The organism is Myceligenerans halotolerans (assembly GCF_054782975.1).
The window spans coordinates 37,718-50,444 of the sequence record NZ_BAAGRL010000012.1 but is presented as its reverse complement, the minus strand read 5'-3'; the positions used below and the strand labels follow the sequence as shown (position 1 = coordinate 50,444).

12 protein-coding genes are annotated in these 12,727 nt (G+C 70.7%); 1 reads left to right on the top strand and 11 read right to left on the bottom strand.

All coding sequences use genetic code 11. The annotated features are described in order from the left end of the window. Positions 1-38: 38 nt before the first annotated feature. From ACYVK5_RS09395 to ACYVK5_RS09380, 4 genes are all read right to left on the bottom strand, one after another. A complete protein-coding gene (locus ACYVK5_RS09395) occupies positions 39-1,151 on the bottom strand; it encodes a phosphate ABC transporter substrate-binding protein PstS (protein WP_460704160.1) in 1,113 nt (370 codons plus the stop codon). Between the two features lie 304 nt (positions 1,152-1,455). Next, positions 1,456-2,550 carry a phosphate ABC transporter substrate-binding protein PstS gene (gene pstS / locus ACYVK5_RS09390; protein WP_460704158.1) on the bottom strand — a complete coding sequence of 365 codons (1,095 nt, stop codon included), beginning with the start codon at positions 2,548-2,550 and terminating at the stop codon, positions 1,456-1,458. A 238-nt stretch (positions 2,551-2,788) separates the two neighbouring features. Continuing rightward, entirely contained in the window at positions 2,789-3,487 is a 699-nt protein-coding gene (locus ACYVK5_RS09385; RefSeq protein ID WP_460704156.1) for a response regulator, read from the bottom strand. After that, a complete protein-coding gene (locus tag ACYVK5_RS09380; protein ID WP_460704154.1) occupies positions 3,484-4,713 on the bottom strand; it encodes a sensor histidine kinase in 1,230 nt (409 codons plus the stop codon). The genes ACYVK5_RS09385 and ACYVK5_RS09380 overlap by 4 nt, the downstream gene beginning before the upstream one ends. Before the next feature lie 211 nt (positions 4,714-4,924). Between ACYVK5_RS09380 and phoU the strand changes: the two genes are divergently transcribed. Further along, positions 4,925-5,587 (top strand): phosphate signaling complex protein PhoU, encoded by a 663-nt coding sequence (phoU, locus tag ACYVK5_RS09375; RefSeq protein WP_460704152.1) that lies wholly within the window; start codon positions 4,925-4,927, stop codon positions 5,585-5,587. Between the two features lie 177 nt (positions 5,588-5,764). On the opposite strand, the gene ACYVK5_RS09370 is transcribed toward phoU, so the two are convergent. The 7 genes from ACYVK5_RS09370 to nadC all read right to left on the bottom strand — a co-directional run bounded on the left by ACYVK5_RS09370 (position 5,765) and on the right by nadC (position 12,627). Then, positions 5,765-6,502, bottom strand: a complete 738-nt coding sequence (locus ACYVK5_RS09370; protein WP_460704150.1) for a phosphoglyceromutase — start codon at positions 6,500-6,502, stop codon at positions 5,765-5,767. Next, entirely contained in the window at positions 6,499-7,971 is a 1,473-nt protein-coding gene (locus ACYVK5_RS09365) for a glycosyltransferase (RefSeq protein WP_460704148.1), read from the bottom strand. Before ACYVK5_RS09365 ends, ACYVK5_RS09370 begins: the two co-directional genes overlap by 4 nt. Beyond that, complete coding sequence (locus ACYVK5_RS09360) at positions 7,971-9,101, bottom strand: lactonase family protein (RefSeq protein WP_460704146.1); 1,131 nt, start codon at positions 9,099-9,101, stop codon at positions 7,971-7,973. Before ACYVK5_RS09360 ends, ACYVK5_RS09365 begins: the two co-directional genes overlap by 1 nt. An 84-nt stretch (positions 9,102-9,185) precedes the next feature. Continuing rightward, the gene (locus tag ACYVK5_RS09355) at positions 9,186-9,515 is read right to left on the bottom strand and encodes a histone-like nucleoid-structuring protein Lsr2 (RefSeq protein WP_460704144.1); all 330 of its coding nucleotides are present in this window, start codon (positions 9,513-9,515) and stop codon (positions 9,186-9,188) included. Between the two features lie 199 nt (positions 9,516-9,714). Then, positions 9,715-9,930 carry a hypothetical protein gene (locus ACYVK5_RS09350; protein ID WP_460704142.1) on the bottom strand — a complete coding sequence of 72 codons (216 nt, stop codon included), beginning with the start codon at positions 9,928-9,930 and terminating at the stop codon, positions 9,715-9,717. Between the two features lie 112 nt (positions 9,931-10,042). Next, on the bottom strand, positions 10,043-11,563 hold the full coding sequence (lysS, locus tag ACYVK5_RS09345; protein ID WP_460704140.1) for a lysine--tRNA ligase: 1,521 nt from the start codon (positions 11,561-11,563) through the stop codon (positions 10,043-10,045). A 131-nt stretch (positions 11,564-11,694) separates the two neighbouring features. Then, a complete protein-coding gene (gene nadC, locus ACYVK5_RS09340; protein ID WP_460704138.1) occupies positions 11,695-12,627 on the bottom strand; it encodes a carboxylating nicotinate-nucleotide diphosphorylase in 933 nt (310 codons plus the stop codon). Between the last annotated feature and the right edge of the window lie 100 nt (positions 12,628-12,727).

Sequence of the window (12,727 nt, the reverse complement as noted above, 5' to 3'; positions counted from 1 at the left end):
CGGCCACCGGCGCCGGTGTCGTGCTCAGTCTGCCAGGATCAGCCGGCCGAGATCGCGTCGAGCGACGGCTGGATCTCGCTGCGCAGCGTGTCCGAGATCGGGGCGGAACCGGCGTTGTCGGCGGCGGACTGCTGGCCCTCCTCGCTCAGGACGTAGGTCTCGAAGCCCTTCACCAGCTCGGCGGTGTTCTCGTCCGCGTAGGTGAGGCAGGCGAGCTCGTAGGAGACGAGCACGATCGGGTAGGTGCCCGGGAGGTCGCGCTCGAGCTCGAAGGCGAAGATGTGCTCACCCGTGCCCTCGACGCGCGGCGACTGCTCGACGACGGCCGCCGCCGCCTCCGCGCTGTACTCGACGAACTCGTCACCCACACCGACGGCCGCCGTGCTCAGCGTGCCGATCTGCGACGCCTCGACGTACGCGATGGTGCCCTCGCCGGACTGCGCGGCGTTGGCGACGCCCGAGTTGCCCTGCGCCGACTCCTGGCCCTCGACCGGCCAGACGCCCTCGACCTCGAAGTCCCAAACGTCAGGCGCGACGGTGGCCAGGTACTCCACGAAGTTCTCGGTGGTTCCCGAGTCGTCCGAGCGGTGGACGACCGTGATGTCCATGTCGGGCAGCTCGGCGTCCTCGTTGTCGGCCGTGATCGCCTCGTCGTTCCAGTTCGTGATGTCGCCCTTGAAGATCCCGGCGATCGTCTCCGGGGCGAGGTTCAGCGTGTCGACGCCCTCAAGGTTGTAGGCGACGGTCACCGGGGCGATGAAGCCGGGGAACTGGATGACCCCACCCTCGCCGCAGACCTCCTCGGCGGTGGCGATCTCGTCCTCGTCCAGCGCGGCGTCGGAGCCCGCGAACAGGTAGGCGCCCGAGCCGAAGCTCTCGCGGCCACCGCCGGAGCCGACCGGGTCGTAGTTGACGGTCACGTCCGGGTTGGCCTCCTGGAAGCCCGCCCGCCACGCGTCCATGGCGTTCTCCTGCGAGGACGCGCCGCCACCGTCGAGCTGACCGGACAGGCCCATGCTGTCCGCCGTCTCGTCGGTGCCGCCGGTCTCACCGTCGTCAGCGCCCGGGTCGGAGCCGCAGGCAGCGAGGCTCAGGGCGAGCGCACCGGCCATGACAGCGGAACCCACGCGGGGGAATCGGCTGATCTTCACGTGTCGATCCATCCTGTTCAGTTCGTTGCGCACGGCGAGCGCCGGCGTCATCCGTGACGCTAGGGAGATGGAATGACCTCGCGCCCAGGTTCAAGTGAACGGAAGATGAACAGTGGCGGGAGAACGGCGTGAGGTCGACCACTCGCCTTGCTCAACCACGACCGCCGTCGGACCATGAGCGATTACGCAATTCATCCCCGTTGCGATCCCGGACCGTTCCGCTCGGCCCGGCGGAGGCGGTACGACCGGCCCTGCGCAGCGGTACGAGCACGAGTGACACCTCGCCGGCGCCGATCGGTACGCCTCAGCCGAGGTAGATCGACTCCGCCGCTTCCTCGACCCTGCGCTGCACGAACTCGGAGACGGGCGCGCTGCCCGCCGCCTCCGCGGCATGCTGCTGCCCCTCGGCCGAGGAGATGTAGGTGATGAAGTCCTTCACGAACCGCCCGGTGGCCTTGTCGGTGTACCGGGAGCACACGACCACGTACGACACGAGGACCAGGGGGTACGCGTACGTCTCGGTCGTCCTCCGGTCGATCTCGTAGGCGAGGTCGTACTTGGTCCGGCCGTCGATGATCTGCGAGACGTCGACCATCGACGCGGCGGCCTCCGGGGTGTACTCCACGAACTCGCCGCCCACCTGGATCGCCGCGCTGCCCAGCCCCTCGGTCGCTGACGCGTCCGCGTACGTGATGGAGCCCTGGTTGTCCCGCACGTAGCCGATGACGCCCCCGGTCTGGGGCTCGGCCCTCCCGTGGTCGATCGGCCACACGCCGTCGGCCTGGTACGGCCAGTCCTCGGGCGCGACCTGGCGCAGGTAGTCCGTGAAATTGTCGGTGGTCCCGGAGTCGTCCTCGCGGTGCACGGCCGTGATCGGGAGATCCGGCAGGCTCACCTCCGCGTTGGCCTGCGCGATCGCCGGGTCGTTCCACGTCGTGATCTCGCCGGTGAAGATCTTCGCGATCACGTCGGGCGCGAGGTTGAGCCTGTCGATGCCCTCCAGGTTGAAGGCCACCGAGATCGGGCTGATGTACACGGGCAGGTCGATCCCGTTCCCGCCGGCACACACCTCCGAGGAAGCCGCCAGCTCGTCCTCCGACAACACCGCGTCGGACCCGGCGAACGCCACCTGCCCGGCGAGGAACTCCTCGCGCCCGCCACCGGAGCCGATGGCGTCGTACTCCACCGTCACGCCCGGGTTGTCGGCCACGTACGCCGTGGTCCACGCCTCCATGGCCACCTGCATCGCGGAGGAGCCGGAGCCCCCGAACGAACCCGCCACCTCGATGGGCGCAGGCGGCACGTAGGTGGCACCGAGCATCTGGCTGCATCCGGCGAGCGGAAGGACGAGGGCGCCCGCGGCGACGATCGCGACGGCACGGCTGCTGGAGAGGGTCATGTTCCATGACGCTAGGGACGCCCGGTGAATACCAGTAAGGACAAAAGCGAACACAAGGTGAACACCGACAGTGACATCCCACATACCGCAAGACCGGCATCACGGACAACGCATTCCTTCGAAGCCGCCGACCGCGGCGAGCCCAGGCCCGCAACACCCCGCCACGAGACCACCCGGGCACCCCGCCCGGCGGCCGCGCGGACCGGATCCCTGCCGGCCCGCGCGCCCCGAGCGCCGGCTACTCCTCGGAGTCCGCGAGCTTGTACCCCAGCCCACGCACCGTGAGCAGGTAGCGCGGGGTCCCCGGGTCGGGTTCGATCTTCGAGCGGATGCGCTTCACGTGCACGTCCAGCGTCTTGGTGTCGCCCACGTAGTCGGCACCCCAGACCCGGTCGATGAGCTGCCCTCGGGTCAGCACGCGCCCCGCGTTGCGCAGCAGCAGCTCGAGCAGGTCGAACTCCTTGAGCGGGAGCGAGATCGTGTCGCCGTTCACGGTCACCGTGTGTCGTTCGACGTCCATCGTGACCGGACCGGCCTCGAGGACGCCCGCGGCGTCGTCCGCCGTCTGCTCGACGGGCTGGCGGCGGCGCAGCACCGCGCGCATCCGCGCGAGCAGCTCCCGGAACGAGTAGGGCTTGGTCACGTAGTCGTCGGCGCCGAGCTCCAGCCCGACCACCTTGTCGATCTCGGAGTCCTTCGCGGTGAGCATGATGACCGGCACGTCACCGCGCGCGCGCAGTTCCCGGCACACCTCCGTCCCGGAGAGGCCGGGGAGCATCAGGTCGAGCAGCACCAGGTCGGCCCCGTCGGCGTCGTAGGCCGCGAGCGCGGAGTTACCGTCCGCCGCCTCGACCACCTCGAACCCCTCGCGGGCGAGCTGGTAGGTCAACGGGTCGCGGTACGACTCCTCGTCCTCGACCACCAGGATGCGCGTCACGCGCCTACCTCCTCGTTCGTCGCCACCGGGTCCGTCCCGGCTCTCACATCACCGGCCGCGGGCCTTGCCCCCGGCTCGGTCGTCAGTGCGTCGGCATTCATGCCCGCGGACGGGATCCGCAGGGTGAACGTCGATCCGCGGCCGGGTTCCGACCACATCGTGACATCGCCGCCGTGGTCGGCCGCGACGTGCTTGACGATGCTCAGTCCGAGGCCGGTGCCGCCGGTGTCGCGGGAGCGGGCCGGGTCGACCCGGTAGAAGCGCTCGAACACGCGGTCCTGCTTGCTCTCGTCGATCCCGACACCCTGGTCCACGACGGCGATCTCGACCAGCCCGCGGCGCTCCGTCACGCCCACCCCCACGCGGGTGGCCGGTCCCGAGTAGGCGACGGCGTTGTCGAGCAGGTTGCGCACGGCGGTGACCAGGAGGTTGTGGTCGCCATACACCACGCTGCCCAGCGCGCCGCCGGACGTGATGGCGATGTTCTTGGCGTGCGCGGCCGTCTTGGCCCGGTCCACGGCCTCGTCGATCACCGCGCGCACGGACACGGGTGTGTCCTTCTGCACGGCGCCCTGGGACTGGAGCCGGGACAGCTCGATGATCTCCTGCACGAGCTCGGACAGGCGCTGCGCCTCCCGGTGCATGCGTTCGGTGAACCGCCGCACGGCGACCGGGTCGTCGGCGGCGTCGGCCACGGTCTCGGCCAGCAGGGCGAGCGCACCGACCGGGGTCTTGAGCTCGTGCGAGACGTTGACCACGAAGTCGCGGCGGATCGCCTCGACGCGGGCGGCCTCGGTCCGGTCCTCGGCGAGCACCAGGACCCGGTTGCCCAGCGGCGCGACGCGCACCTGGAGCAGCACCGTGCCGCTGCCCACCGGGCCGCGCGGCAGTTCCAGCTCACGTTCCCGGATCATGCCGTCCCGCCGCACCTGGGCCACCATCTCCCGGATCGCGGCGTGCGCGATCGCGTCGTTGCGCACCACGTTGAGCGCGTAGGCGGGGGGTGACGCACGGATCACCTCGTCGTCGTCGTCCACCACGACCGCGGCGGAGCGCAGGACGGAGAGCACACGGACGAGGCCGTCGTCGAGCTCGGCGGCCGGTGCCTCCGGTCCTCCGCGCTGACGTCGCTCGGAGATGCGGAACGCGAGCGTGGAGACGACGCCGACGACCACGCCGACGATGCCCGCGCCGAGCACCGAGACCCCCTGGATGAATCCGTCCACCCACCCAGAGTAGGCAGTGCCGCCGCGGATACTCGCCATCGAGCCGACTAGCCCGATTGACGTCACCAGGAGTTCATCCTGTAACAGGAAGTCGTTAACCTGAGGGTTTACGTTCGAGTGCGACGCTTGGCGTCGCGCCGGAGGAGCCGGCCGGCGTCGCGCCAACGCGGCCAGCCCGCTATGCACGGCGCACTCCTGTGGAAGGAAAGCGATGCGACAGATCTTCGAGGCCGAGCTGCGACAGGTCGGCGACGACCTCGCCGAGATGAGCCGACTCGTCGAGTCAGCGATCAGTAGGGCCGGCAAGGCGCTGAGGGAAGCGGACCTGCAGCTCGCGCAGGAGGTGATCGCCTCGGACAAGTCCATCGACCAGCTCGAGGCGTCCCTCGACGAGCGCTGCGTCCACCTGCTCGCCCAGCAGGCGCCGGTCGCGACCGACCTGCGCACCATCGTCAGCGCACTGCGCATGAGCGCCTCGCTGGAGCGCATGGGTGACCTGGCCCGCCACGTGGCCCAGGTGGCACGGGGCCGGTACCCCGCGAAGGCGATCGTCCCGGCGGCCGCGGACATCTTCGCGAGGATGGACGAGGCCGCGGTGCACGTGGCCGAACGGACGACCCTCCTCCTGGAGACGCGCGACCTCGAGATGGCGCAGGCCATCGAGCGCGACGACGACCTGCTCGACGAGCTGCACCAGGAGACGTTCGGCGCCCTGCTCGGCGAGGACTGGGACGGCACCGTCCAGGAGGCGGTCGACATCACGCTGGTGGGCCGCTACTACGAGCGCTTCGGGGACCACGGCGTATCGATCGCCAAGCGCGTCTCGTTCCTGGTCACGGGCGACTTCCCGGAAGACCACCAGCACAACCAGTAACCGCAGCAGGCAGTGAGGGCGACTGCACAGTCAGTGAGGCGGTTGCCTCGGCGGACGACGGCACGGATGCCGTGCGCGAACCCGTTCACGGGCCCCAGGGGGCCCTCCACTTCGGGAAAGATAGGTTCGCGCACGGCATCCGTGCCGTCGTCCGCCGAGGCAACCGCCTCTACCGACTCAGCGACCCTGGTTCGCGACCGCCGCGATGGCGTCCTTGGCCGCCTCCGGGTCCAGGTAGGTGCCGCCCCGGGTGATCGGGGCCAGCGACTCGTCGAGCTCGTAGACCAGCGGGATGCCGGTGGGGATGTTCAGTCCGGCGATCGCCTCGTCGGAGACGCCGTCGAGGTGCTTGACCAGCGCGCGCAGCGAGTTGCCGTGCGCGGCCACGAGCACCGTCTTCCCGTCCTTCAGGTCCGGGACGATCTCGGACTCCCAGTACGGGAGCGCCCGCTCGAGCACGTTCTTGAGCGCCTCGGTGCGCACCACGGGGGCGCCGTCGTAGCGCGGGTCGGCGTCCTGGCTGTACTCGGAGCCGAGCTCGATCTCCGGCGGCGGCACGTCGTACGACCGGCGCCACGTCATGAACTGCTCCTCGCCGAACTCCGCGAGGGTCTCCTTCTTGTTCTTGCCCTGGAGCGCGCCGTAGTGCCGCTCGTTGAGCCGCCAACTGCGCTTCACGGGGATCCAGTGCCGGTCCGCGGCGTCCAGCGCGAGGTTCGCGGTGGTGATCGCACGGCGCAGCAGGGAGGTGTGCACGACGTCGGGCGTGACACCCGCCTCGGTCAGCAGCGTGCCGCCGCGCTTGGCCTCTTCGGTGCCCTTCTCGGACAGGGGAACATCCACCCAGCCGGTGAACAGGTTCTTGGCGTTCCACTCGCTCTCGCCGTGGCGGAGCAGGACGAGCTTGTAGGTCATGCCCCCATCCTGCCCGACTCCGCGTGGTGCTTGCGTGCCGTCTCGTAGACGGCGAGGATCTCGTCGGCGGCGTGGTCCCAGCCGAACCGTGCCGCCGAGGCGGCTGCCGCCCGCGCCATCCGGGTACGACGGCGGTCGTCGGCGAGCAGGTCGTGCAGTGCGCGCGCCCAGTCGGCGGGCTCGTGACCGTGCACGAGGACCCCGGACTCGCCGTCGGCCACCACCGTGCGCAGGCCGCCCACCGCGGCCGCGACCACCGGCGTGCCCGACGCCAGCGCCTCGGCCGCCACGAGCCCGAACGATTCGCTGTGCGACGGGACGGCGACGAGGTCCGCGGCACGGAACCAGTCCACGAGCTCGGCCTGCGGCACCGGCGCCCGCAGGAGCACGTCGTCGGTCACACCTTCCTGCCAGGCGAGCGCCTCGAGCTCGCGCACGGCCGTGGCCTTGCCGCTCGCGCCGCCGAGCACGACGAGCAGCGGGCGGGCTGCCGCGTCCGGCGTGGCCGTCCGACCCGCCGCCCCGGCCGCGGTCCCCTCGGCCGCCGACCACGCCGTGCCCGCGCCCGAACTCGCCGTGCCTGCGCGCGCGCCCGTGCCCGTGCCCGTGTCTGCGCCCGCACTCGCCGTCGCCGTCGTCGGCCAGGAGCCCAGCGCACGGACCAGCACGTCCGGACCCTTCAGCAGCTGGATGCGCCCGGCGAAGAGCACCACCTGCCGGTCGACAGGCAGGCCGAGACGCTCGCGCAGCGCGCGCCGCGTCTCGGCGACCGCGGCGCGTTCCTCGTCGTTCTCCACGGGGCACGAGACGGTCCGCCGCCCGGTTCCGCCCCGTCCGTCGAGCGCCGCCTCGAGCGGCGCGAAGAGGCCCGTGTCCACGCCGGGAGGCACGACGTGCACGCGGGACCGGTCGGCCGCGTACCTGCACACGAGGTCGTCGGCCTCCTGTTCCGTGTTGGCCACGAGCGCGTCCGCCTCGGCGACGACCTGCTCCTCCCCCACGATGCGCCCCATCGGCTCCGGGGAGTCCCCGGGCGCGAGCGACGCGTTCTTGACGCGCGCCATGGTGTGCATCGAGTGCACCAGGGGGACGTCCCAGCGCTCGGTCGCGAGCCATCCCACCTGGCCGGACAGCCAGTAGTGGCTGTGGACGACGTCGTACCAGTCGGCGGGGCGGTGCGCCTCGGCCCGGAGCACGCCGGCGGCGAACGCGCAGAGCTGGCCGGGCAGGTCGTTCTTGTCGAGGCCCTCGAAGGGGCCGGCGGCGATGTGGACCACCTTGATCCCCGGTTCGGCGTCGACCACCTTGGGCTGGGCCGACGACGTCGCACGCGTGTAGATCTCGACCTCGGCGCCGCGGCGCGCGAGCGCCCGCGACAGTTCCAGGACGTACACGTTCATCCCGCCCGCGTCGCCCGTTCCGGGCTGTTCGAGCGGCGAGGTGTGCACGGTGATCATCGCGACGCGCATCATGACACCAGCACGCACGCGGGCGGGACCGGGAACGGGAACCTCGCCACGACCTCCCCCGTGCCGGACGTCAGGTCCACGTGCACGGAGATCAGTTCACTCGTGTTCTGCGCGGCGACGACGACCAGCTCGTGCCCCGCCGGCACGCCGGCATCACCGCCGGACGTATCGGGTCCGACGACGGCGTGGTGGCGGGGCCAGGTCCCGGCGCCGAGTTCCACGTCGGTGACGTGCCGGACCTTCCAGTCGGCGAAGGCGCGCTCGACGCGCAGCACGGAGAGCACGTCGGGGCCGCGCACGCCGACGTGCACGTGCCGGCCGTCGGGCGAGAGGGTCACGTGCGAGGGGAATCCGGGCGCGCCGTCGGGGCCGAAGGTCGCGTCCGTGACCGCGAAGCTGTCCGCGTGGCGGTAGCGAGGAAGCCCCTGCGGGCCCGGGTCCGGGACGAGCAGGTGCAGGCGGCAGTCGAGCTCGCCGACCACGAGGAGGGCGCCGTCGGGCAATTCCACCAGATGACGGGGACCTGCTCCCGGCGGGAACGTCGCGGCGAGGTCGGAGCCGCTGCCGCCGTCCGGGGCGGCCCGGTGGACCCGCAGTTCGTCGGAACCGAGGTCCGCGACGAGCGCGGTGCTGCCGTCGCCCGGGAGGAGGTGCGCGGAGTGGGCGTGCGGACCCGCCTGACGGTCCGGGACCGGGCCGGATCCGTGGTGCCCGAACGACTCGGCGTTCGCGGTCAGCCGGCCGTCGTCGCCGGTGGGCCACGTCGTGGCGACTCCGTCGCCGTAGTTGGTCACCCACACGTGATCGGTGCCGGCCACGACGTGGCACGGTTCCGAGCCGCCCGAGGAGACGGTGCGCCGCGCGACGAGCGAGCCGTCGTCGCGCAGGTCGAGCACGGCCAGCGAACCGGTACCGGTCTCCCCCACGGCGTAGAGCGTGCGTCCCGAGGGATGCGCGGCGAGGAAGGAGGGTGCGGGGAGCGCGATCGCGCGCCGGGCACCGCTCAGGACACCCGTGCCGACGTCGGCGTCGACGCGGAACACTCCCTCACCACTGCCAGGACCGGCACCGGGAGGAGGATAGGTGCCGATCCACAGTGAGCAGGTGCCTGGGTCTGGCTCCGAAGTCATGAGACCAGCCTATGGCTCGCCCCGGACCGGAGACGCAACGGTGCCCGAGGGCACAGTGCAGCAAGGCACCTGCTCAACGGCCTCTCAGCCGTTGGCCTTCTCGTAGGCCGCGACGATCTCGGCGGCGATACGGCCGCGGTCGCTCACCGTGTGGCCCTGAGCACGAGCCCATTCGCGGATCGCCGCGGTGTTGTTCGCGCTGCGCGAGCGCCGCGACGAACGCGACGCCGCCGGCGTCGACTTCGCCTTGCGCGCGGCACCGACCCACGGAGCGAACGCTTCACGGAGCTCCGCAGCGTGTTCCTTGCTCAGGTCGATCTCGTAGTTGGTGCCATCGAGACCGAAGCTCACAGTCTCATCGGCGACGCCGCCATCGATGTCGTCCTCGAGTACCAGCTGAACCCTCTGGACCATTGTCCGCACGCCCTTTCATTTCAACAAAACATCTGGGTGTTGTCGAAAGCATGCCGCACAGGTGTATCACCCGTCAAACAAAGGGGTCGGCCGCGAGATTTCGTACACACAGAAACTTCACCGTCACGGCGCTCCGGGGTCCGCCGGGGGAATCGGGCCGGGAAATCCCGCGATCCCGGTTCCCGGGCTCATCCCCGGCTCAGGGATTGTCGCTGGACACCACGCCGTCGGAGGCGGAATCCGCAGGCGTCACCGTAGAATCCCCCGCCGCGGTGCCAGGTTGGCTCCCCATACGCTCCGTGGCCAGGCGCTCGTCACGGTCGGCACGCATGATCTTTCGCATCGCGAACCAGAACAGAACGCCTACACCGATCGAGGGCAGGAGGCCCGCGATCACCGCACCGAATGTGTCCACCACAGGATCCTCACAATCGCCTCGGGTCAGTTCTCATCGTGACATCTCCCCGTGTTCCGCCCGGGCGGACGCCTCGTTCCCCGGCACCCGCCCGCGCCGTACCCCGTCGACGTCAGGCCTGCGGCTTGACGAGCGGGAACATGATGGTCTCGCGAATGCCGAGACCCGTGAGCGCCATCAGCAGGCGGTCGACACCCACGCCCATTCCGCCCGACGGCGGCATGGCGATCTCCATGGCGGTGAGGAAGTCCTCGTCGATCGGCATCGCGTCCTCGTCGCCGACGGCGGCCATCCGCGCCTGCTGCTCGAAACGCTGCCGCTGGATCACCGGATCGACGAGCTCCGAGTACCCCGTGCCGAGCTCGAATCCGCGCACATACAGGTCCCACTTCTCGACGGCGCCGGAAATACTCCGGTGCTCCCGGGTGAGCGGAGAGGTCTCCACCGGGAAGTCGCGCACGAACGTCGGGGCATACAACTCGCCACCCACGTGGTGCTCCCACAGCTCCTCGACGAGCTTGCCGTGATTCGCCTTCTTGGGGTCGAGAGAGATCTCCGCCTTGTCCGCAAGCTTGGTCAGGTGTTCAACACCGGTCTCCGGTGTGATCTCCTCACCGATCGCCTCCGAGAGTGATCCGTACATCGTGATCTGTGCCCACTCACCGCCGAGGTCGTATTCCGCACCGTCCGGAAGAGTGACCACCGTGCTCCCGAGCACGTCGTTCGCCGCCGTCTGGACGAGGTCCTGAGTGAGTGCGCCGATCGTGTCGTAATCGCCGTAAGCCTCGTAGGCCTCGATCATCGCGAACTCCGGGGAGTGCGACGAGTCCGCGCCTTCGTTGCGGAAGTTCCGGTTGATCTCGAAGACCTTCTCCACACCGCCGACGACGGCCTTCTTCAGGAACAGCTCCGGCGCGATCCGGAGGAACAGTTCCATGTCGTACGCGTTCATGTGCGTGGAGAACGGGCGGGCCGAGGCGCCGGACGCGACGGCCTGCAGCATCGGCGTCTCCACCTCGAGGAAGCCCCGGCGGTGGAAGTTGTCCCGCAGCGAGCGCATCACGCCGGCGCGCAGCCGCACCATGTCGCGCGCCGCGGGCCGGGCGATGAGGTCCACGTACCGCTGGCGGACGCGCGCCTCCTCCGACAGGTCCTTGTGCAGGACCGGGAGCGGGCGCAGCGCCTTGGCCGCCATGCGCCACTCGTCGGCGAAGACGCTCAGCTCGCCGCGCTTCGACGCCCCGATCCGCCCGTGCACGAAGAGGTGGTCGCCCAGGTCGACGTCGGCCTTGAAGTTCGCGAGGTGCTCCTCGCCGACGGCCTTCTGGCTGAGCATGGCCTGCAGGCGGTTGCCCTCACCGTCCTGGAGGGTGACGAAGCAGAGCTTGCCGGTGTTGCGGAGGAAGACGACGCGCCCGGCGACACCCGCGACGTCGTCCGTCTCCTCCCCGGCCTCGAGGTGGCCGTAGCCCGCGCGGATCTCCGCGATCGTGTGCGTGACCGGGAGGTTCACCGGGTAGGCGGCGTCACCGCGGGCGAGGATCCGCTCGCGCTTCTCGCGCCGGACACGGGTCTGCTCGGGCAGGTCGTCGGTCTCGGGCACGGGATCGGTCGTGGTGGTCTCGGAAGTCACGCTGAGATTCTATCGGCGCGCCGCCACGTGCCCTTGACCGGTCCCGTGGTGCAGACCCGGTCCCGCCGGAGCGTTCGGGCGCACAGCCTCGGGGAAGTTCGGGGTCCTGCACCCCACCGATCGCCGGCCGTTCAGCGCTGCCCGTCGCGGAGGTCGAGTGCCAGGTCCAGGATCGGGGCGCTGTGCGTCAGCGCCCCCACGCTCAGGTAGTCGACGCCGGTCCCGGCGACCTCGCGGGCCCGGTCCAGCGTGAGATTCCCCGTGGCCTCGAGCTCGACGTGCGCCGGCACGCCGTTGCGCCCCTCGCGGTCCCGCACCGCCCTGACCGTCGCGACAAGGACCGGCGTCGGCATGTTGTCGAGCAGGAGGAAGTCCGCCCCGGCGCCGAGGGCCTCGATCGCCTGTTCGGTGGTGTCGGCCTCGACCTGCACCTCCACGTCCGGGAACGCCTCGCGGACGGCCGCGACGGCGCCCGCGAGCGATCCCGCCGCGACGACGTGGTTGTCCTTGACCATGGCGACGTCGTACAGGCCCATCCGCTTGTTGGTGCCGCCCCCGGCCCGGACCGCGTACTTCTGCAGGGCGCGCAGTCCCGGTGTGGTCTTGCGGGTGTCGAGCACCCGGGTGCCGGTCCCCTCCAGGGCGCGGGCGAAGGCGCGGGTGGCGGTCGCCACACCGGAGGCGCGGGAGGCCAGGTTCAGGAGGGTGCGCTCAGCGATCAGCAGCACCTGAGCGGCGCCCGTCACGGTCGCGAGGACCTGGCCGCGTCCGACGTCGTCCCCGTCGCGGGCCTCGAACGTGACCTCCGGGACGGGGAGGCCGGTCCGTTCCGCGACCTGGAGCAGCGTCTCGGGGACGACGACGAGCCCGGCGACGGTCCCGTCCTCGCGCGCCACGAGGTCCGCGGTGCCGGTGGCCGTGCGCGGGATCGTCGCCTGCGTGGTCACGTCCCGCCCGGGCGCGGGCCCGAGATCCTCGTCGAGCGCGACGGCGACGGTCCGCGCGATCCACTCGGGATCGAGCACGGGCTCGACGACGGACGGGACGGCATCGGAGTTCCTCACGCCCAAACGCTAACCCCTGTCGGCAGCCACGGAGCCGGCCCCGATCCCCCGGGCACTCACCGGACTGAGGCGGGTTCAACAGGGTTTCGAATCGATTCAA